Origin of the sequence: Halomonas sp. MCCC 1A11062 (genome assembly GCF_021404355.1) — a bacterium.
GTDB lineage: Bacteria > Pseudomonadota > Gammaproteobacteria > Pseudomonadales > Halomonadaceae > Halomonas > Halomonas aerodenitrificans.
In genome coordinates, this window is the sequence record NZ_JABFTW010000002.1 from 142,162 (window position 1) to 160,670 (window position 18,509).

Annotated in this window: 18 protein-coding genes; 8 read left to right on the plus strand and 10 right to left on the minus strand. The window is 66.3% G+C overall.

Translation table 11 applies throughout. The features are described 5' to 3' along the window. Positions 1-44: 44 nt before the first annotated feature. Positions 45-1,721, minus strand: coding sequence for a glucose-6-phosphate isomerase (gene pgi, locus HOP58_RS03160; RefSeq protein WP_234259524.1), 1,677 nt, complete (start codon positions 1,719-1,721; stop codon positions 45-47). 202 nt (positions 1,722-1,923) lie between these two features. Here pgi and cmoA point away from each other — a divergent pair, with 202 nt between their 5' ends. Together cmoA and cmoB are read left to right on the plus strand one after the other, a co-directional pair. Beyond that, the gene (cmoA, locus tag HOP58_RS03165; protein WP_010627292.1) at positions 1,924-2,667 is read left to right on the plus strand and encodes a carboxy-S-adenosyl-L-methionine synthase CmoA; all 744 of its coding nucleotides are present in this window, start codon (positions 1,924-1,926) and stop codon (positions 2,665-2,667) included. 1 nt (position 2,668) lies between these two features. Then, positions 2,669-3,661 (plus strand): tRNA 5-methoxyuridine(34)/uridine 5-oxyacetic acid(34) synthase CmoB, encoded by a 993-nt coding sequence (gene cmoB, locus HOP58_RS03170; RefSeq protein ID WP_234259525.1) that lies wholly within the window; start codon positions 2,669-2,671, stop codon positions 3,659-3,661. Here the strand turns inward: cmoB and HOP58_RS03175 are convergent. Further along, positions 3,658-4,977, minus strand: coding sequence for an erythromycin esterase family protein (locus HOP58_RS03175; RefSeq protein WP_234259526.1), 1,320 nt, complete (start codon positions 4,975-4,977; stop codon positions 3,658-3,660). The genes cmoB and HOP58_RS03175 overlap by 4 nt on opposite strands. 77 nt (positions 4,978-5,054) lie before the next feature. After that, the gene (locus tag HOP58_RS03180; RefSeq protein WP_234259527.1) at positions 5,055-5,729 is read right to left on the minus strand and encodes a zinc metallopeptidase; all 675 of its coding nucleotides are present in this window, start codon (positions 5,727-5,729) and stop codon (positions 5,055-5,057) included. Positions 5,730-5,900: 171 nt separating this feature from the next. Between HOP58_RS03180 and HOP58_RS03185 the strand changes: the two genes are divergently transcribed. The 6 genes from HOP58_RS03185 (at position 5,901) to HOP58_RS03210 (ending at position 11,938) form a co-directional block, all read left to right on the plus strand. After that, the gene (locus tag HOP58_RS03185) at positions 5,901-6,092 is read left to right on the plus strand and encodes a hemin uptake protein HemP (RefSeq protein WP_010627261.1); all 192 of its coding nucleotides are present in this window, start codon (positions 5,901-5,903) and stop codon (positions 6,090-6,092) included. A gap of 85 nt (positions 6,093-6,177) precedes the next feature. Then, positions 6,178-8,169, plus strand: a complete 1,992-nt coding sequence (locus HOP58_RS03190) for a TonB-dependent receptor (RefSeq protein ID WP_234259529.1) — start codon at positions 6,178-6,180, stop codon at positions 8,167-8,169. Between the two features lie 13 nt (positions 8,170-8,182). Next, complete coding sequence (locus HOP58_RS03195; protein ID WP_234259530.1) at positions 8,183-9,241, plus strand: ChuX/HutX family heme-like substrate-binding protein; 1,059 nt, start codon at positions 8,183-8,185, stop codon at positions 9,239-9,241. Further along, a complete protein-coding gene (locus HOP58_RS03200) occupies positions 9,238-10,128 on the plus strand; it encodes an ABC transporter substrate-binding protein (RefSeq protein ID WP_234259531.1) in 891 nt (296 codons plus the stop codon). The genes HOP58_RS03195 and HOP58_RS03200 overlap by 4 nt, the downstream gene beginning before the upstream one ends. Next, positions 10,125-11,183 (plus strand): iron ABC transporter permease, encoded by a 1,059-nt coding sequence (locus HOP58_RS03205; RefSeq protein ID WP_234259532.1) that lies wholly within the window; start codon positions 10,125-10,127, stop codon positions 11,181-11,183. The genes HOP58_RS03200 and HOP58_RS03205 overlap by 4 nt, the downstream gene beginning before the upstream one ends. Continuing rightward, complete coding sequence (locus tag HOP58_RS03210) at positions 11,177-11,938, plus strand: ATP-binding cassette domain-containing protein (protein ID WP_234253769.1); 762 nt, start codon at positions 11,177-11,179, stop codon at positions 11,936-11,938. Before HOP58_RS03205 ends, HOP58_RS03210 begins: the two co-directional genes overlap by 7 nt. 69 nt (positions 11,939-12,007) lie before the next feature. On the opposite strand, the gene HOP58_RS03215 is transcribed toward HOP58_RS03210, so the two are convergent. The 7 genes from HOP58_RS03215 to HOP58_RS03245 all read right to left on the minus strand — a co-directional run bounded on the left by HOP58_RS03215 (position 12,008) and on the right by HOP58_RS03245 (position 18,429). Further along, a complete protein-coding gene (locus tag HOP58_RS03215; protein WP_086511919.1) occupies positions 12,008-12,490 on the minus strand; it encodes a 20S proteasome subunit A/B in 483 nt (160 codons plus the stop codon). A gap of 180 nt (positions 12,491-12,670) precedes the next feature. Next, positions 12,671-13,753, minus strand: coding sequence for a phosphatase domain-containing protein (locus tag HOP58_RS03220; protein WP_234253766.1), 1,083 nt, complete (start codon positions 13,751-13,753; stop codon positions 12,671-12,673). Between the two features lie 153 nt (positions 13,754-13,906). Further along, positions 13,907-15,346 (minus strand): sulfate adenylyltransferase subunit CysN, encoded by a 1,440-nt coding sequence (gene cysN / locus HOP58_RS03225; protein WP_234259533.1) that lies wholly within the window; start codon positions 15,344-15,346, stop codon positions 13,907-13,909. Between the two features lie 164 nt (positions 15,347-15,510). Further along, the gene (cysD, locus tag HOP58_RS03230; protein ID WP_234253763.1) at positions 15,511-16,479 is read right to left on the minus strand and encodes a sulfate adenylyltransferase subunit CysD; all 969 of its coding nucleotides are present in this window, start codon (positions 16,477-16,479) and stop codon (positions 15,511-15,513) included. Positions 16,480-16,599: 120 nt separating this feature from the next. Next, complete coding sequence (locus HOP58_RS03235) at positions 16,600-17,337, minus strand: phosphodiesterase (protein ID WP_234259535.1); 738 nt, start codon at positions 17,335-17,337, stop codon at positions 16,600-16,602. Continuing rightward, the gene (locus HOP58_RS03240; RefSeq protein ID WP_234259536.1) at positions 17,334-17,783 is read right to left on the minus strand and encodes a DUF1249 domain-containing protein; all 450 of its coding nucleotides are present in this window, start codon (positions 17,781-17,783) and stop codon (positions 17,334-17,336) included. The genes HOP58_RS03235 and HOP58_RS03240 overlap by 4 nt, the downstream gene beginning before the upstream one ends. A gap of 1 nt (position 17,784) precedes the next feature. Then, on the minus strand, positions 17,785-18,429 hold the full coding sequence (locus HOP58_RS03245; RefSeq protein ID WP_234259538.1) for an NUDIX domain-containing protein: 645 nt from the start codon (positions 18,427-18,429) through the stop codon (positions 17,785-17,787). Between the last annotated feature and the right edge of the window lie 80 nt (positions 18,430-18,509).

Genomic DNA, 18,509 nt, shown 5'->3' on the forward strand with positions numbered 1-18,509 from the left:
TGTATACATTACCAGCCCTACTGAGGCCTGATACGGATATCGCTTCAACGCTCGCCCTCCTGCTCGGCGCGCCACACCGCTTCGATCAGCGCCCGGCTTGAGGCATCCATCCTGTCGAGGCCGTCGCGCTCGGCCAGAATCCGCTCGGTCTCGCCGGCGATCTGCTTGCCCAGCTCCACGCCCCACTGGTCGAACGGGTTGATACCCCAGATGGCGGCCTGGACGAACACCTTGTGCTCGTAGAGCGCGATCAGCGCCCCCAGCGTGGCGGGCGTGAGACGGTCGAGCAGCAGCGTGGTGGAAGGCTGGTTGCCGCGGTAGCGCTTGTGTCCCGGTCGTTCGCCCGGCTCGTCGATGGCGTCGTCGCCGAGCATCAGCAGGCGCGACTGGGCGAAACAGTTGGCCAGCGTCAGGCGATGCTGGGCCATCAGGTGATCGCGGGTCGCCGCGTCCTCGACGTCGTCGTAGCGCGTGAGCGGCGCGATGAAGTCGCACACCACGGGCTGGGTACCCTGGTGCAGCAGCTGATAGAAGGCGTGCTGGGCATTGGGACCGAGCTGCCCCCACAGCACCGGACAGGTGGAGTAGCCGACCTGCCGGCCGTCATGGGTGGCCGACTTGCCGTTGGACTCCATCTCCAACTGCTCGAGATAGGCGGCGAAGTGCTCCAGGCGGCCATCGTAGGGCAGGATCGAGTGGGCGCGGATATCAAGGAAATTGACGTTCCAGATCCCCGCCAGGGCCAGCAGCACCGGCAAGTTGTCGGCAAGCGGCGCCTGGGCGAAGTGCTCGTCCATGGCATGGGCGCCGGCCAAAAGCTCGCGGAAGTTGGTCATGCCGATCACCAGGGCGATGGGCAGCCCGATGGCGCCCCATAGCGAATAGCGCCCGCCGACCCACTCCCAGAACAGCAGCTGGTTGGCCTCGGCGATGCCCCACACGCTCATCTTCTCGGGCTTGGCCGAGACGCCGACGAAGTGCTGGCGCATCACCATGGCCTCGTCCACGTCCTTGCCATCCTCCACCAGCCGCGCCATCAGCCAGTCGCGGGCGGTACGTGCGTTGGACAGCGTATCGATGGTAGTGAAGGACTTCGACGAGATCACGAACAGCGTGGTCTCGGGGTTGAAGCGGGTGAGGTAGTCGGCAAGCTGCGAGCCGTCCATGGTCGAGGCGAAGTGCACTGCGACGTGATGGGCATCGGCGGGGCGGTAGTCGGCCAGGGCGTGAGTCACCATCAGCGGGCCCAGGTCGGAGCCGCCGACGCCGAGATTGACCACGTCGTGAATCGGCCGGCCGGTGGCGCCGCGCCACTGACGGGCATGCAGCCGCTCGACCATGATCGCCATACGATCCAGGGAGGCATGCACGCCAGGCACCACATCCTCGCCCTCGACGAGAAGCGAGGCCTCGGGGGGCAGGCGCAGCGCCGTGTGCAGCGCCGGACGATCCTCGCTGACGTTGACGTGCTCACCGCTCAATAGTGCCTGAATGCCTTCCGGTACCCCGGCCTCTCGCGCCAGGTCCAGCAGCAGCGCAAGCGTCGCATCGCTCCAGCGCTGCTTCGACAGATCGAGGGTCAGGCCCGCCGCCCGGCGCGTGAAAGCGCTACCTCGCGCTTGGTCGACGAACAGCTGGCGCAGGTGAGCGCCGCGCATCTCCTCGGCATGTTCCATCAGCCGCTGCCAGGCACCGGTCCGGTCGATGGGTGCTTGGTTCATGGCAATCCTCCTTGACGTCTTTGCGGGAGCCGCCGCATCTGGGAAGGCTCCCGTCGAAACCGGGCAAAAATTCCACCGCTCTCAGGCTAGCCTTGTATCCGCCTGTAAATCCACCGCTCCATCGCTGTGGCGCTATCCGTGCAGCCGGCCGGCAGCAAGCGTAGAATGTCCGCCTGTTCCACGCTACCGGCCTGACCTGCTCATGAGTGACGCATCTTATCGTGACGCGATCTTTTCGACACCCCTGGACCGGGTGGCGCGCTTTTCCTTCGACGAGCAGGTGGTGGCCTGTTTTCCCGACATGATCCGCCGCTCGGTACCCGGCTACGGCCAGATTCTGGGTATGCTGGGACTGATCGCGGCACGCCACCTGCGCCACGGTGCTCACGTCTACGACCTGGGCTGTTCGCTGGGCGCCGCCAGCCTGGCCCTGGCCGGTCAGCTGCCGCCGGACGCCTTCCGGCTCACCGCGGTGGACATCTCCCCAGCTATGGTGGAGCGTGCCCGCGAGACCCTCGCCACGGAGTGTCCCGAGCATGCCATCGAGGTGATCGAGGGCGATATCCGCACCCTCGACTATCGCCCCTCGGGTCTGGTGATCCTCAACTTCACCCTGCAGTTTCTGCCCCCCGAGGATCGCGAAGCCCTGCTCACTCGGCTCTATGCGGCGCTGGAACCGGGCGGGGTGCTGGTGCTCTCGGAAAAGGTGGTCGATCCCGACGAGCGCGACAACGCCTGGCGGGTGGAGCGCTACCACGACTTCAAGCGCGCCAACGGTTACAGCGAGCTGGAGATCAGCCAGAAGCGTACGGCGCTTGAGAACGTGCTGGTGCCGGACACCCTGGAAGCCCACCATGCGCGCCTGGCGCGGGCCGGCTTCCCGCGCTCGCTGACCTGGTTCCAGTACCTCAACTTCGCCTCGCTGATCGCGTTCAAGGAGGCCTGAGGTGGCGATCCCTGCCGAACACCGCCCGCTCTATCGCGCCTTCATCGATCAGGGGCTGGACACTTGGCTCGCCCGCCTGCCGGAGCAGCTGGCCCGCGGCCTAGACCGCAAGCGCTACGGCGATCTGCCGGCCTGGGAGAAGGCGGTGGCCAAGCTGCCCGATCTGCCCGAGGCTCGCGACGTCCAGTTGGACGTCGATACCGTGACGGTGGACTGCGCCCTCGACGACAGCCGGCGGCGCCAATGCGAGAACCTGCTGCGCAAGCTGATGCCGTGGCGCAAGGGCCCCTACCGGCTCGCCGACATTCCTATCGACACCGAATGGCGCTCCGACTGGAAATGGCAGCGGGTCACCCCCCACCTGGCCCCGCTGAGCGGCAGGCGCGTGCTCGACGTGGGCGGCGGCAGCGGCTACCACGCCTGGCGCATGGCCGGCGCCGGTGCCGCCTTCGTGCTGGTGATCGACCCCTCGCCGCGCTTCTATTACCAGTTCCAGGCCCTGCGCCACTTCGTCGGCGATGCCGATGGCGGACGCACTCACTTCCTGCCGGTAGGCATCGAGGACGTGCCCGAACGGCTCGAGTTCTTCGACACGGTGTTCTCCATGGGCGTGCTCTATCACCGCCCTTCCCCACTGGAGCATCTGCTGCAGCTGAAGGACGCCCTGCGCCCCGGCGGTGAGCTGGTGCTGGAGACGCTGGTGGTGGAAGGCGACGCCACCACGGTGCTGCTGCCCGGCGAACGCTACGCCGCCATGCCCAACGTCTACTTCCTGCCGTCGTCCCTGGCGCTGTGCCAGTGGCTCGAGCGCTGTGGCTTCGTCAACGTGCGGGTGGTGGACGAAGCGTTCACGTCCTTGGAGGAGCAGCGTTCTACCGAGTGGATGACCTTCCAGTCGCTGGCCGACTTCCTCGATCCGACCGACCCCACACGCACCCGCGAGGGCTACCCGGCGCCGCGGCGGGCGGTGGTCATCGCCAACAAGCCCACTTAGACGCCGAAGGGATAGGTATCCGGCACCTCCTCCGGTCGCCACAGCTCGCCCTTGTCGAACGGCTCCACGGCGCGGGTCTCGTCGAGGTGGAACACGGCGTCGAACTGCTCGGCCACGGCAGCCTTGAAGTAGTGGCTGATGCGCTCCGACTCGGGGCGGTAAATCACGCCGATGGCGCGCTCCCATAGCGGCTCCTTCAACGGAGCGGCACGCTCGCCCAGCGGCAGGTAGAAGTCGCCGGGACCGCTGTCATGGAACAGCCGCTCGATGCTGCCTTCCATCGCCGGCCGGACCCGGCGATGCTCCACCGGCCCACCCCAGTCGCGGGCCGCCGATACGAAACCGGTATGGGTGGTGAAGCCCACCAGCAGCGCCTGGTCGGCACCGAAGCGGTGACGCACCAGTTGGCCGACGTTGTGCTGACCGCGATGCCAGCCCATGTCGGTGAAGGATACGTCGCCAAGGTGAGAGTTGTGCGCCCACACCACCAGCTTGCCCTGCCTGCCCTGGCGCCACAGATGCTCGCGCAGCTCGGCGAGGGTGTCGGCCATGTGCTCGTCGCGCAGGTTCCAGGCGTCCACCCGCGAGCCGAACATGGCCCGATAGTAGCGCTCCGCATTGACCACCACGCGGGCGTTCTGCTCGGCGAAGAACTGCTCGTCGCGGGCACTTCGGCCATCCTCACGCAGATACCCACCGGACTTCCCGAGCAGATCGGCGAGCAGGCGCACGACGGCGTCCTCGCAGATACGGCTGAGACCGAAGGCGGCATCGTGACCGTAGCGCACCGGATCGCCGCCTTGGTCGAGGCAGGCGTAGCCCTCGCGGGCGATGCGCGCCTGCTCCGGGTCGATGCCATCGAGGTAATCGATCACCGCCTCCGCCGAGCGGTGCAGACTGTAGATATCCAGCCCATGGAAGCCCACCTGACCCATCTCGTCCTGCCCGGCGTTGTGCCGTTCGAGCCAGCCGATGAAGTCACGCACCTCGGTATTGCGCCACATCCATTGCGGGAAACGCCGGAAGTCGTCGAAGGCACTCTTGAGCGTGTCGCCGCCGTCACCACGCACGTAGCGGTCGAGCCGCAGCGCATCGGGCCAGTCGGCCTCGACGACCACCGCCTCGAAGCCCTTCTCGCGAATCAGCCGCCGGGTGATCTCGGCACGCATGCGGTAGAACTCGGCGGTGCCGTGGGACGCCTCGCCGAGCAGCACCAGTGAGCTCTCACCAACCTGCTCGAGCAGGCGGTCGTAGTCGCGGCTCTCGCCGGCAAGGGGGATGGCATGGTCGCGAACGTAGTCCTGGGGAGTCGTCATGCTGCACCTCCTCCATGAAGTGTGTCACTCCCAGAACTGTAGAAACCGCTCCCGCTTACGCTCAAGGTTTGGAAGGGTCAGCGCCGTAGAATGACGAGCCAGCGCCCCAGATTGAGGATGCTCGCCAGCGAGGCTGCCACGTAGGTGAAGGCGCAGGCCGTGAGCACATGGCGAGCGCCGGGCATGTCATAAGGCGGCACGTACTCGCGCAACAGCGGCAGGGCGCGATTGAAGCTGGCGTCGAACTCCACCGGCAGGGTTACCAGGTGCACCAGCGCCGCGGTGCCGAAGCTGATCACCGCCATGACGATCACCATGGCCAGCCCCCCCGGCAGGCGGGTCAGGATGAACAGGAAGGGAGCGGCCATCATCAGCAGTGCGCCGATCTTCTCGGCCCGCTGCGCCACCCCCACCATGCGCGAGCGGGCGATCAGCGGCGCATAGCCTTCGTGATGCTGAATGGCATGGCCGACCTCGTGGGCGGCCACGGTCACTGCGGTGAGCGAGCGGCCTTCGTAGTGCTCGCGGGAGAGCCGTACCCGGCGCGCCTCCGGGTCGTAGTGATCGCCCTGCTCGGTCATTTCCACCTTGACCCCTTCGATGCCCAGGCGTCGCAGCAGATGGTCGGCCAGCTCGGCGCCAGTGCCGGGATAGTCGTCCCGCCCTTTGGCATGGCGCGCCAGCACCCACTTGGCCCAGACGTTGGGCAGCACGAAGATAGCCAGCAGAAAGGCGATCAGCAGCACGATCATGGCGTTTGGGATCTCGCTTCAGCGTCTCGAATTTGGACCAAGCCTACCCGTTTCGGGTTCATGCGTCGCCCCAGGTCTTGATGCCGTTACTGACACCGGTACTTGACGCCGCCCCATGCCACAAACAATAATTATTCGCGTTTGATACAACAACCCATTCAGGCCGACACCATGTGCGCAACCTCCCCCGATCCGACCAAGGCCCGCGCGCAGGCCGCTGAGCCGTTCGATCCAGCGGGCCAACCCGGTTACGTCACCAGCAGCGCGCTGCTCGACGAGCGCGGCCAATTGATCATCGAGCATCGCGGCAAGCGTTACCAACTGCGCGAAACGCGTAATGGAAAACTGATACTGACCTCATAACTTCGACGAGAAGAACGCCAGCCAGGTAGCCTTCGCCACCCAGCCAGCCGCTCATCGCCTGATACGACAAGGGAACTTCAGGAACATGAAGCGAGCATCGAGCTGCACCGGCGCCCTGGCGCTGCTGGTACTGTCACCTATCACCCTGGCCCAGACGCCAGCCGACACCGCCATCGTCCCCGACCTGGCACCACTGGTGGTGACCGGGACGCGTACACCCGCGGATACCTTCTTCGCCCCGCTGATCGTCGATACGATCGATCGCCACGACCCTACGCTGGCCACCGCCTCGCGGGTCGAGGACATCCTTGCCGACCAGCCCGGCCTGCATGTGGCCGGCCAGGGGCGGCGCAACGGCCAGACCCTGAGCCTGCGAGGCTTCGGCAGGAACGGCGTGCTGGTACGCCTCGACGGCGTGCGCCAGGACATCAATACCGGCCATCTCGGCAACTTCTATCTCGACCCTGCGCTGCTGCGCGAGGTGCAGGTGGCCCGCGGTGCGCTGTCAAGCCTCTACGGCAGCAACGCCATGGGCGGGGTGGTCAGCTTCGAGACGGTGGACGCCGAGGACCTGCTGCGCCCGGGTGAAAACAGCGGCGTGCGGCTTTCGCTGCGCGGCGCCACCGCCAACGACGAGCTCGGCGTCACGCTGAGCCTGTTCGGCAGGCGCGATCTGGCCGACGGCAGCAGCATCGACGGCCTGCTCGCCCTGGGCCGCAGCGAGTCCGGCGACATCCGCCGCGCCGGCGGTCAGACCACACCGGAAGATGCCAGCCTCGACAGTCTGCTGGCCAAGGGTGGCTGGCAGCTCAACGACGCCCACCGCCTGTTCGCCAGTTGGCAGCACTATGCCGAAGACGCCACCCAGCCGCCCAACCCCCAGCAGTTGGTGATCGAGAGCGAGCTGCGCGACCGCGACACCACCAGCGACAACCTGCAGTTGGGTCACCGCTGGTCGCCGGCACCGGAAACCCAGATCGACACTCGCCTGACCTTGAGCCGTCAGCAGATCGAGGAGCCTACGGCGGAGCGCACTTTGGAGCGCCTGGGCGTGCAGAGCGACGGCTACCACCGCCTGGATCACGGCTGGCTGTCGCAGACGCTGGCCTTCGGCGCCGAGGCGAGCCGCGCCACCCAGCGCCCGGGCGGCACGGCCTCGGGCTTCCCCGAAGCCGACATCGACAGCGTTGCGCTCTATCTCGACGACACCTTGACGGTGGGTCGCTATCTCGACCAGGGCGGCATCGGCGAGTTCGATCTCGGCCTCGGCGCCCGCCACGACGGCTACCGCGCCGAAGACAGCCAGGGCCGCGAGAGCGACCGTAGCCGGGTTTCGCCACGCCTGCGACTGGCCTGGCGCCCCAGCGGCGATCTGATGCTCTACAGCGGCTATGCCGAGGCCTTCCGCGCCCCCACGCTTTCCGAGCTCTACGCCGACGAGCGCCACTTCGGCGGCTTCTGCATGGGCCCCTTCGTCTGTGTGCCCGACAACTTCTGGGTACCCAACCCCGACCTGCGTCCGGAAACCAGCAAGAGCTGGGAGAGCGGCCTGGCCTGGCACTTCGGCGATTGGGGCCTGCGTGCCAGCTATTTCGACACCCGTGCCGAGGACTTCATCGACACCGAGGTCGACATCTTCGCCGGCACCACCCGGGCCACCAACGTCAGCCGCGCCCGGCTGTGGGGCTATGACGCCCGCCTCGACTGGTCGCCTTCGGACACACCCGTCACGGCCTTCCTGGGCCTGGCCGAAGTGAGCGGTCACGACCGCGACAGCGGTGACCCACTCGGCAGTCTGACCCCGCTGGAAGCGCTTACCGGCCTCGATTACCACCTGTCCGGCCCCGACCTGACTCTGGGTTGGCGCGGCCGCTTCGCCCGCTCCTTCGACAAGCAGGGCGAAGACGAAGCGCTGCCCGGCTACGGCCTGCACGACGTGCAGCTCGCCTGGCAGTTCTCGCCGCTGCTTTCCGCCTCGCTCAAGCTGCGCAACGTTGCCGACAAGGAGTGGTACCGCCCCGACGGCAACCTCGGCGACGGACGCAGCCTGCTCGCCAACGTCAGCCTTCAATGGTGACAAGGAGATACGCATGAACGCTTCGACCCAAACCCGCCAAGCCATCCTCGACGCCCTCGACGCCGCCCGCGAGGCCACCCCTCACCTGCCGGCGCTGGATATCGCCCGGCGCCTGGACATCAGTGAGGGTGAGCTGCAGGCCGCCCGCCTCGGCCGCGACGTGTTCACCCTGCCGCTGTCGCCCCATGCGCTGGCCTCGCGTTTTCACCAACTGGGCGAGGTCAAGGCGCTGACCCGCTCAAGCCACGCGGTACTCGAACAGCAGGGGATCTACCCGACCCTGCGCGGCTCGGAGCAGGCTGGCCTGCTGCTCGCCCCGGGCGGGCTGGATCTGCGCCTGCACCTGAGCCAGTGGCATTGGGCCTGCCTGATCCGCGACCGCATGCCTAACAAGGAGAGCGGCACCGTCCAGCGCCTGAGCGTGCAGATCTTCGATCGTCATGGCATTGCCCTGCACAAGCTGTTCTCGCTGGCAGCGGAACCCCCCAGAACCTGGCAGGAACTGCAAGCACTGGGCAGCACGCAGGAGCCCGCTTTCACCCAGGCTGCCGAGCCGCTGCCACGCGCCCTGCCGACTGTGCCCACCCTGGCCGAGGAGTGGGCGCAGATGAGCGACGTGCATCAATTCTTCGGCCTGTTGAACCGCCACCAACTGCGTCGCCACGAGGCCAACGCCCTGATGGAGGGCCGCTTCACCCGGGCGCTGCGCCCCGGCGCCTGCGAAGCGGTGCTGAGCGAGGCCGCCAGCGGCGAGCTGCCGCTGATGCTGTTCGTGGCCAGCCCGGGCTGCGTACAGATCCGCACCGGCAAGATCCCGGCACCGCAGCGCATGCGCGGCTGGCTGAACCTGTTCGGCAAGGACTTCACCCTGCACCTGGACGATGCCAACATCGCCCGCGTGTGGCAGGTGCACAAGCCCAATCGCGATGGCGGCGTGACCAGCCTCGAGGCCTTCGATGCCCAGGGCGGGCTGGTACTGCAGATCTACGCCGAGCGCCGCGAGGGCCAAGGAGAACGCCTTGAATGGCGTCAGCTGCTGGACGGCCTAGATGCCCGCGAGGCCGCGGCATGAGGTTACCGTCCTGGCTGCCGTGGCTGGCCAGCCTGGCTTTGCTCATTTGGCACATGCAGGCGTCTGCCGCACCGCCGCGCACCGTAGTGATCGGCAGCGACGTGGCTGAGATCCTCGCTGCCCTCGATGCACTGGAAGGCGTGGTGGGACGCGACGACACCAGCCAGTATCCCGAGAGCGTGGCTGCACTGCCCTCGGTAGGCTACCTGCGGCAGTTGGCGGCGGAAGGCATCCTGTCGCTCGCTCCACAGCGCTTGATCGTTGCCGCCGCGGCCGGGCCGCGGGAAGTACTAGCCCAGCTCGAAGCCGTGGGCGTCGACGTGGTGCGCATCGAGCAAGGCGCCAATCTTGCCTCGCTGCCCGACAAGATTCTTGCGGTGGCACATGCCCTCGGCCGCACGGCCGACGGCGAAGCGCTGGTCGCCGACATCGAAGCACAGCTCGCCCAGCTTGCCGAGCTGCGTGAAGATGCGCCCGAACCGCCACCAAGTGCGATGTTCCTGCTCAGCCACAGCGGCATGACGCCCATGGCAGCGGGACGCGACACCGCCGCTCAGGCCGTGATCGAAGCAGCCGGGGGACGCAACGCCTTCACCGGCTTCAATGGCTACAAGGCGGTGGGGGCAGAAGCCCTTGTCGGCGGGGCGCCCGAGGTGGTGATCGCGACCCGCAGCGGACTCGAGGGCATCGGCGGCGCGGCCAGGCTGTGGCAGCTTCCCGGTCTGGCCATGACCCCGGCCGGACGCGAACGGCGCCTCATCGTCTGCGACGACCAGGCGCTGCTCGGCTTCGGGCCGCGTACGCCTGCCGCACTGATGGCGCTGTACGAGGTGCTTCATGGAGAACAAGAGCGCGCCGGGGCCGCCTGCCGGGAAGTAGCGTCATGAGTCGCACCCTGCCCTTGGCCGGACCCTGGCGACGCCGGGAGAAAGGGCGGCGAAAGCAGCCTCGCTCACCCGGTCAGGTGCTCGCCCTGCTGGGCCTGGCGGTACTGGTGGCGCTGCTGGTGGCGGCGATGAGCGGCAGCGTCGGGCTCTCGCCCCGGGTACTGCTCGGCGAGTGGCCCAGCCCGCTGGCCTGGCAGGTATGGTGGCAACTGCGCCTGCCACGGCTGCTGCTGGCGGCGCTGGTCGGCGCCATGCTGGCCGGCAGCGGCGCGGCCATGCAGGGACTGTTTCGCAATCCGTTGGCCGACCCTACCCTGCTGGGCCTGGCCAGCGGCGCCGGCCTCGCCGTGGCGCTGTGGATCGTGCTGTTGGGCGGTGCCGGCGGCAGTCTCGGGCTCTATGGTCAGTTCCTGGCTGGCTTTCTCGGTGCGCTCGGCGTATGCGTGCTGGTGTTCGCCCTGGGCCAGCGCCAGCACGGCCAGGAGGCACTTTTCACCCTGCTGCTGGCGGGGCTGGCGATCAATACCCTGGCGGGAGCCATGGGCGGTGTGATGGCCTTCATCGCCAGCGACGAGCAGCTGCGCCAGCTCAGTCTGTGGGGTATGGGCAGCCTCTCACACGCGCTATGGAGCGCCACCCTTGGTGCTCTGATAGGCATCCCACCGGCGCTATGGTGGCTGCTGCGCTGCGCCCGCGGGCTCGACCTGCTGCAGCTCGGCGAGCTGACCGCCCACGGCGCCGGGCTCGATGCACCGCGACTCAAGCGCCACGTGGTGATGGCCACCGCGTTGGGGGTTGGCTTGTGCGTGGCGCTGGCCGGGATCATCGGCTTTCTCGGTCTACTGGTGCCCCACTGCCTGCGCCTATGGCTGGGGCCAGGGCATCGCCTGCTGCTGCCCGCCTCGATGCTGGGCGGCGCCCTGCTGCTGATCGTGGCCGACACCCTGGCTCGCACCCTGGCGAGTCCGGCCGAGGTACCGGTAGGGCTGCTCACCAGTCTGCTGGGTGGCCCCTACTTCCTGTGGCTGCTGCTGAAGCGGAGAGCGCGATGCTGAGTCTGATCGAGGCCGGCTTCGCCCGACCGCCCACCCTCGCCCCGTTCAGCGATAGTCTGCAGCCGGGGGAGCTGCTCGCCATCGTCGGGCCCAACGGCGCCGGCAAGAGCACCCTGCTGTCGCTGCTTTCCGGTTTTCGCCGCCCCGAGCGTGGCTCCGTCTGTCTGGACGACACGCCGCTGTCGGGCTGGGAGCCCGCCGCCCTGGCCCGACGCCGGGCGCTGGTGGCCCAGAGCCTCACCCTGGGCTTCGACTGGCCGGTGCGTGAGCTGGTGGCCTTGGGCAGCGCAGCCACTGCGTCGGAAATCGACGCGGTACTGGCCCTGCTCGACCTCGAAGCGCTGGCCGAACGCGGCGCCATGAGCCTTTCGGGCGGTGAAGCCCAGCGGGTGATGATCGCCCGTGCTCTGTGCCAGTTGGGCCTGGGACGCAGCGAGCAGACCGAACCGGGCCAGGTGTTGCTGCTGGACGAGCCCACCAGCGCCCTGGACATCGGCCAGCAGCAACGCCTCATGCGTCTGCTGCGCCACCTGGCACAGGCACACCGACTGGCCATCGCCTGCGTGCTGCACGATCTCAACCTGGCGGCGCGCTATGCCCATCGCGTCTGGCTGCTGGAGCGCGGCCACCGCATTGCCGCGGGCACGCCGGCCGAAGTGCTAGACGGTCGCACTCTGGCCCGGGTCTTCGAAGCCGAGCTGACGGTGGGTAGCCGTCAGGACGATGGCTCACCACTGGTACTGCTAGCGCCCTGAACTCAATCGCCATCGCCCAAACGCCGCCGCCCCGGCCAAGGGCCGGGGCGGCGCATGCAAAGCAGCGCTTCAGGTCGTGACGGGGGTCGCTTCGACGTCACGCATCAGGGCGTCGAAGGCCACCGAGGCCTTGACCCTGGGCGTGACCGACTGCACCTCACCACCGCTGTCGTGATCGCGGCCGATGGCGTACTGCACCGCCTCGACGGCGCTCTTGCCGTGGTCGATGGCAGCCAGCGCCCACTTCCAGCCGGTGCCGTAAGCGACGGGGCCGTTGACGGGGATTCGCACCAGCTTGTTGAACATCTCGAAGACACCGTCGGGGCCGGCGATGATCATCTCGACCCGGCTGACGTTCGGCTTGTCGTTACGCGGTGCCCCAGCCTGGAGCCATTCCAGCACTTCCCACCACTCCTGCTGCTCGCCGGCGAAGGCCACCCACTCGCCGTTGTCGAGCTGGAACAGCTTCTGCGCATGGTTGTAAGTCGAGCCGTTGACACTGATCAGCGAATCCGTCGCAAGCGTCGTTCCATCCCATACGATTGTGGTCATGCTGGATACCTCGGGTGATGAAGGGCGCGGGCCTCAACGAGATTTAAACGAGGCCCTTGCATCAGGCGCAGGGTAGGAGCGAAATACGCAAGAAATCGACACACAGAATAACGGATTTGTAACCCACCAAAGCGATGTAGTAGCGCCCAGGACAGCGCCAGATCAGTCCCTGAGTACAACCTAAGACTGCGACGTCCGGCGCACCTGCTCAAGCCCCTCCTCGGCAATCAGCCCCTGAGCGCAGGCATGCTCGGCCATGGTGGCGCTGTCCTCGGCCAGCACCAGATCACAGCCGGTATGACGGATCTCTTCGCGCAGCGCATGAATGGCGCGTTCACGGTCAGGCTTGCGTTCGACCCGGCGAATGTAGACCGCACGAATGCGTTCGGGGTATTCGTGCACGATCCGCGCATAGACTTCCGGGTCGTGCTGCCCGCTGTCGCCGATCAGCACGCAGGGCAGCTCATCGCGCATCTCCAGCATGTGCTGGATCAGGTCGTACTTGTGGTCTTCCGCGCGACGCGGCCAGGGTTTGCGCCAGGAGATGCCCCACTCGCGCAGGAACAGTATCGGCCCGACGGGAATACGGTTGAGCTGGAAGAACTCCTCGAGCATCTCGTAGATGCTCCAGGGGCCGCGCGACACGTAGAGAATCGGCCTTTTAGCCTTGCCGCTACGGCCCACGTGCAGCGCCTGATAGAACGCCGCCACGCCGGGAAAGGCCATGCGCTGATGGGCCTGCTTGACGAACAGACGGTGCAACATGCGCAGCTTGTTGGCCACCCCGGTGTACATCACCGTGTCGTCGATGTCGCTGATCACCAGCAGGTCGGCTTCAGCCGGCGGAATGTACACCTCGGTGAACGATTGCACCGGCTCCACCCCCGGCAACACCACGTGCAGTTCCGCATGGTGCCAGGCGCTGTCTTGGGGCAGGGGGTGCTCGATAGGCAGGAGTACGTCGAAGTAGCCGTCACGGTCGGTGGACACGGTGGTGACGTTGTCCCCCAGGGTGACCTCGACGGTGACCTGCGGCAGGCCGCGGCGAAAGACTCGCCGAATCACATCGGCCAGATCGCGCAGTACGCCGTAGCGAGGTATCACGTCACCCAGCGCGGCCTGACGAAACACCCGGCCCATCAGCAGCACCTCATGCCGTGAGCCATAACCACGATAGGGGTGCACCACGTAGCCACCCTGCCCGCGGTCGCGCCGCATGGGGCGGGCAGCGATGTGCAGCAGACGCCGGAGAAAGCCGCTCATGGGCCCCTCCGAATCAACCACAGCCGATCCTGGCAATACGTCATCGTTTCCTCCCTGAAACTCGACAGGGTCCGGCTTACGCCGGACCCTGTCTATAGTGTGGAGGATGTTTCAGCAGAATCAACCGCCTATGTATTGCTTAGTTACGCTCGGTCAACGCAACAGGTCACGCACGTCCTTCGCCTCCCAGTGCGGGAAGTGGCGGCGCACCAACGCATTGAGCTCGAGCTCGAAGGCGGCCCAATCCACCTGATGACCGCTGCCTCCCGCCGCCTCGGCAGTACTTCGCACCATGCCCGCGCCGACGGTGATGTTGGAGAGCCGGTCGATGACGATGAAGCTGCCGGTGCCCGGGCTCTGGTCGTAGCTGTCGAGTGGCACCTCCGCAGTCAGCTCGACCCGGCAGCGAGCGATGGCATTGAGCTCGAGCCGGTCGGCAGCGTGACGCTCCAGAGTGTTGACGTCCACCTGATGGTGAATGGCTTCCACACGCCCGGCCACCGAGCGACCGGCCAGACGAATGTCATACTGCCGGCCCGGCGTCAGCGGCTGCTCGTGCATCCACACGATGTCGGCATCGAAGGCGTTGGTCAGCGTGACCTCGGCGTCCTCGGCGACGATCCAGTCGCCGCGGGAGATGTCGATCTCGTCCTCCAGGGTGACGGTCACCGCCTGACCCGGCCACGCTGCGTCCAGATCGCCATCGAAGGTCACCACACGCTCGACCCGACTGGTCTTGCCCGAAGGCAGCGCCTTGATCGCCTGCCCCGGGCGCAGCACACCGGCTTCCAGGGTGCCGGCATAGCCGCGGAAGTCGAGATTGGGGCGATTGACGTACTGTACCGGGAAGCGCAGATCGGTGAGGTTGCGGTCGCGGCTGACCTCGACACTTTCCAGCAGCTCCAGCAGTGCCGGTCCCTGTTCGCCCGCGACCCGGTACCAGGGCGTGCGGTCGCTGCGGTTGACCACGTTGTCGCCTTCCAGCGCCGACATCGGCACGAAGCGCAGGTCGTTGACCGAGAGCTGCTCGGCGAAGCGCCGGTAGTCGGCGACGATCTCGTCGAAGCGCGCCTCGTCGAAGCCCACCAGGTCCATCTTGTTCACCGCGATGACCAGGTGCTTGATGCCCAGCAGGTCGGCGATGAAACTGTGACGCCGGGTCTGGGTCTGCACGCCGTAACGGGCGTCGATCAGGATGATCGCCAGGTTGGCGGTGGAGGCACCGGTGGCCATGTTGCGGGTGTACTGCTCGTGCCCCGGGGTGTCGGCGATGATGAACTTGCGCTTGTCGGTGGAGAAGAAGCGGTAGGCCACGTCGATGGTGATGCCCTGCTCGCGCTCCGACTGCAGACCGTCGACCAGCAGCGCCAGGTCCACGGCATCGCCGGTGGTGCCGCTCTTCTTGGAGTCGCGGGTCAACGCCGCCAGGTGATCGTCGAAGATCATCTTGGAGTCGTGCAACAGACGACCGATCAGGGTCGACTTGCCGTCGTCGACGCTGCCGCAGGTAATGAAGCGCAGCAGGTCCTTGTTCTCGTGCTCGTGCAGGTACTGCTCGATGTTGTCGGCAATTAGAGAAGACTGATGGGCCATGGTGACACCCTGAAAATCGTTAATCAGACGCTGAGCGAAAAGTCAGCGAGCGATGGCCAGACAAGGCAAACAGCGGTGAAAGAGCGGAGTTTACTGGAGTAAATGAGCATCTTGAGCCGATGTTTAACGCTGTATGGCCGAGCGCAGCGAGTTTTCGCCAGCGGCTAGAAGTACCCCTCGCGCTTTTTCTTTTCCATCGAGCCCGCCTGGTCATGGTCGATGGCCCGGCCGCTGCGCTCGCTGGTGCGGGTCAGCAGCATCTCCTGGATGATCTCGGGCAGCGTGTCGGCCTTGGATTCCACCGCGCCGGTCAGCGGGTAGCAGCCCAGGGTACGGAAGCGCACCCACTTCTCCTCCGGTACTTCGCCAGGGGCCAGCGGCAGGCGCTCGTCGTCGACCATCACCAGCATGCCGTCGCGCTCCACCACCGGACGCGGGGCGGCGTAGTAGAGCGGCACGATGGGGATCTGCTCGAGGTAGATGTACTGCCAGATATCCAGCTCGGTCCAGTTGGAGAGCGGGAAGGCGCGGATCGATTCGCCCTTGTTGACCCGGGCGTTGTACAGGTTCCACAGCTCGGGACGCTGGCTCTTGGGGTCCCAGCGATGGAACTTGTCGCGGAAGGAGAAGACCCGCTCCTTGGCGCGGCTGGCCTCTTCGTCGCGGCGAGCACCGCCGAAGGCGGCATCGAAACCGTACTTGTCCAGCGCCTGCTTCAGCCCCTGGGTCTTCATCACGTCGGTGTAACCGCTGGAGCCGTGATCGAAGGGGTTGATGCCGGCAGCCCGTCCCTCTTCGTTGATGTGCTCGATCAGCTCCATGCCCACCTCACCGGCCATGCGGTCGCGGAAGGCGATCATCTCGCGGAACTTCCAGGTGGTGTTGATGTGCATCAGCGGGAACGGCGGCGGCCCGGGGAAGAAGGCCTTGCGCGCCAGATGCAGCATCACCGAGGAGTCCTTGCCGATGGAATAGAGCATTACCGGGTTGCGGAACTCGGCGGCCACCTCGCGGATGATGTGGATCGACTCGGCTTCCAGTTGCTGCAGGTGGGTCAGCCGGCGTGGCGACACGACGCTCTTGTCGGCCGCCTGGGATACCGGCTGTTGCTCGGGAGCTTTGAGACTGGTCATCGGCCCGGGTACCTCGCATGACGATGGGCAGTAAGAATCATGCGGACAGGGTAACGCCGGGTCGATAATAACGTAAAAGAATGATTACCTATCTTTTTAGATCAAAAACGAATCGAAGCTTTAGATATCGACGCGCTCGATCCAAGTCAGCCACTCGTCGCCGTGGATGTCGAACACCCGATAGCCCGGGCGTGATGCCTCGTCGATGGCGAAGTCGTCAGAGCCGGCCAGGAACTGGTCGGTGGTGGAGGGACAACCATAGACCGTCACCTCGCCCTGCTCTAGCGGCTGCCGACCGACGAAGGCCTGGTGCACGTGCCCGCAGAGAATGGCCTTGACCTGCGGAAAGGGCAGCAAGGCCTGCCACAGGGCATCGCTGTCCTTGAGTCCGATCCCGTCGAGCCAGGCCGAACCGACAGCAAGCGGCGGATGGTGCATGACCAGCAGCGTGGGGCGCTCTTCTTCCGCCAGCCGCTCGACCAATTGACCGATCCGCTCCTGCCCCAGCTCACCGTGAGCATGGCCCTTGACGCAGGTATCGGCGACCACGAGCCGCCAATCGCCCAGATCGATGTCATCGTGAATGGCCTTGAGATCCTTCATCAGCTCCTGGCGGTCGTGATTGCCACCCAGCCAGAACCAGGGACACTCCAGCGTCGATAGAACGCGATGGGCTTGTTCGTAGGAGGCTGCAGTCTCATCCTGGCTGATGTCGCCACTTACGATGACGATATCCGGACGCTCGGTCCGAATCGCTTCCACCACGGCTTCGAGCTGGCGCAGCGGAAAGCCGGCGCGGGAGCGGGCGTGGGGATCGGCATGCAAGTGGCAATCGGTGAGCTGTACCAGGCGTGTCATCCCGGCAGCTCCGTCAGGTTGGTAGGATGGCCGTGCTCCAGGCCGTGTGCCAGCCACTCACCGAGAAAGCGGTTGAGCTGCAGCTTCTCGTCGGGTTGGTACATGCGCACGTTGGGATAGCGATAGCGACCGTTGAAATGGCGCTCGCGCTGGAAGTCGGTGACTTCGGCCATGCGCACGTCGTGATAGAGGTGCACCCGCATGCGCGGCGGCTCGATGACGCCATCCATCAGGCTGCTCTGGCTGACCCGGGCAATGGTGGTATAGGGCGCCAGCTCGAGCACCGACAGCCACAGGGTGCCGAAGCGGCCGCGCTGGCCGGTCAGCTCCAGTTCGCGCGTCTCGCCCGCGCCAAGGTCACCCAGCAGCCGGGTCAGGCGCAGGTAGTTGGCGCTGCATTCGCCCTGCAGGCCTTTCAGATCGGTGACATAGGCGGTTCTCACCACGCTACCCCCTTGCTCGTAGAGATGCCCGTTCGGCCGCCAACCAGTAGAAGGCGATCAGACACATGGCATTGTCGAGTCTTCCGGCCTGCAAGAGTTCCCAGGCCCGAGTAAACGGTAACACGTGGACGCGGATGTCTTCATGTTCCTCGTCCAGGCCGTGCACACCGCCCAGCCCTTCGCAGTCGACCAGGCCACAGAACAGCGTGACCCGCTCCGTGCAGGCACCGGGACTGGGATAGTAGGTGTGCAGCTCGATCAGCTCATCGACCGTGCAGCCGGCTTCCTCCATGGCCTCGCGGCGTGCCACTTCGGCAGCGCTCTCGCCCGCTTCGACCAGCCCGGCGACGATTTCGAGCTTCCACGGCGATTCCGGATCGCCCAGTGCACCGGCGCGGATCTGCTCCACCAGTGCCACGCAGTCGCGCTCGACGTCGTAGAGCAGCACGCCCACGGCATCGTGCCGCACGTGCACTTCACGCGTCATCTCACGGCTCCAGCCGCCCTCGAACAGGCGATGACGCAAGTGCACCTCGTCGAGCTGGAAGAAGCCCCGATGCAGGCAGCGACGCTCGATCAGTTCGACATCGGCACCGCTGAAGGCGGGCAGGCGGGCGGCATCCCGGCCGCTATCGTGATTGTCGGTCATGCAGGCCTCCGAGTCTGCGAATGGCGACCATTATCGTGAGCGGAGCCGGGAATGCCAAGCGGTGCCTGCCGACGCCATGC

Coding starts and splice junctions, on each gene's coding strand:
- pgi (WP_234259524.1), bottom strand. CDS start 1,721: ATGAACCAAGCACCCATCGACCGGACCGGTGCCTGGCAGCGGCTGATG.
- cmoA (WP_010627292.1), top strand. CDS start 1,924: ATGAGTGACGCATCTTATCGTGACGCGATCTTTTCGACACCCCTGGAC.
- HOP58_RS03175 (WP_234259526.1), bottom strand. CDS start 4,977: ATGACGACTCCCCAGGACTACGTTCGCGACCATGCCATCCCCCTTGCC.
- HOP58_RS03180 (WP_234259527.1), bottom strand. CDS start 5,729: ATGATCGTGCTGCTGATCGCCTTTCTGCTGGCTATCTTCGTGCTGCCC.
- HOP58_RS03185 (WP_010627261.1), top strand. CDS start 5,901: ATGTGCGCAACCTCCCCCGATCCGACCAAGGCCCGCGCGCAGGCCGCT.
- HOP58_RS03190 (WP_234259529.1), top strand. CDS start 6,178: ATGAAGCGAGCATCGAGCTGCACCGGCGCCCTGGCGCTGCTGGTACTG.
- HOP58_RS03195 (WP_234259530.1), top strand. CDS start 8,183: ATGAACGCTTCGACCCAAACCCGCCAAGCCATCCTCGACGCCCTCGAC.
- HOP58_RS03200 (WP_234259531.1), top strand. CDS start 9,238: ATGAGGTTACCGTCCTGGCTGCCGTGGCTGGCCAGCCTGGCTTTGCTC.
- HOP58_RS03205 (WP_234259532.1), top strand. CDS start 10,125: ATGAGTCGCACCCTGCCCTTGGCCGGACCCTGGCGACGCCGGGAGAAA.
- HOP58_RS03210 (WP_234253769.1), top strand. CDS start 11,177: ATGCTGAGTCTGATCGAGGCCGGCTTCGCCCGACCGCCCACCCTCGCC.
- HOP58_RS03215 (WP_086511919.1), bottom strand. CDS start 12,490: ATGACCACAATCGTATGGGATGGAACGACGCTTGCGACGGATTCGCTG.
- HOP58_RS03220 (WP_234253766.1), bottom strand. CDS start 13,753: ATGAGCGGCTTTCTCCGGCGTCTGCTGCACATCGCTGCCCGCCCCATG.
- cysN (WP_234259533.1), bottom strand. CDS start 15,346: ATGGCCCATCAGTCTTCTCTAATTGCCGACAACATCGAGCAGTACCTG.
- cysD (WP_234253763.1), bottom strand. CDS start 16,479: ATGACCAGTCTCAAAGCTCCCGAGCAACAGCCGGTATCCCAGGCGGCC.
- HOP58_RS03235 (WP_234259535.1), bottom strand. CDS start 17,337: ATGACACGCCTGGTACAGCTCACCGATTGCCACTTGCATGCCGATCCC.
- HOP58_RS03245 (WP_234259538.1), bottom strand. CDS start 18,429: ATGACCGACAATCACGATAGCGGCCGGGATGCCGCCCGCCTGCCCGCC.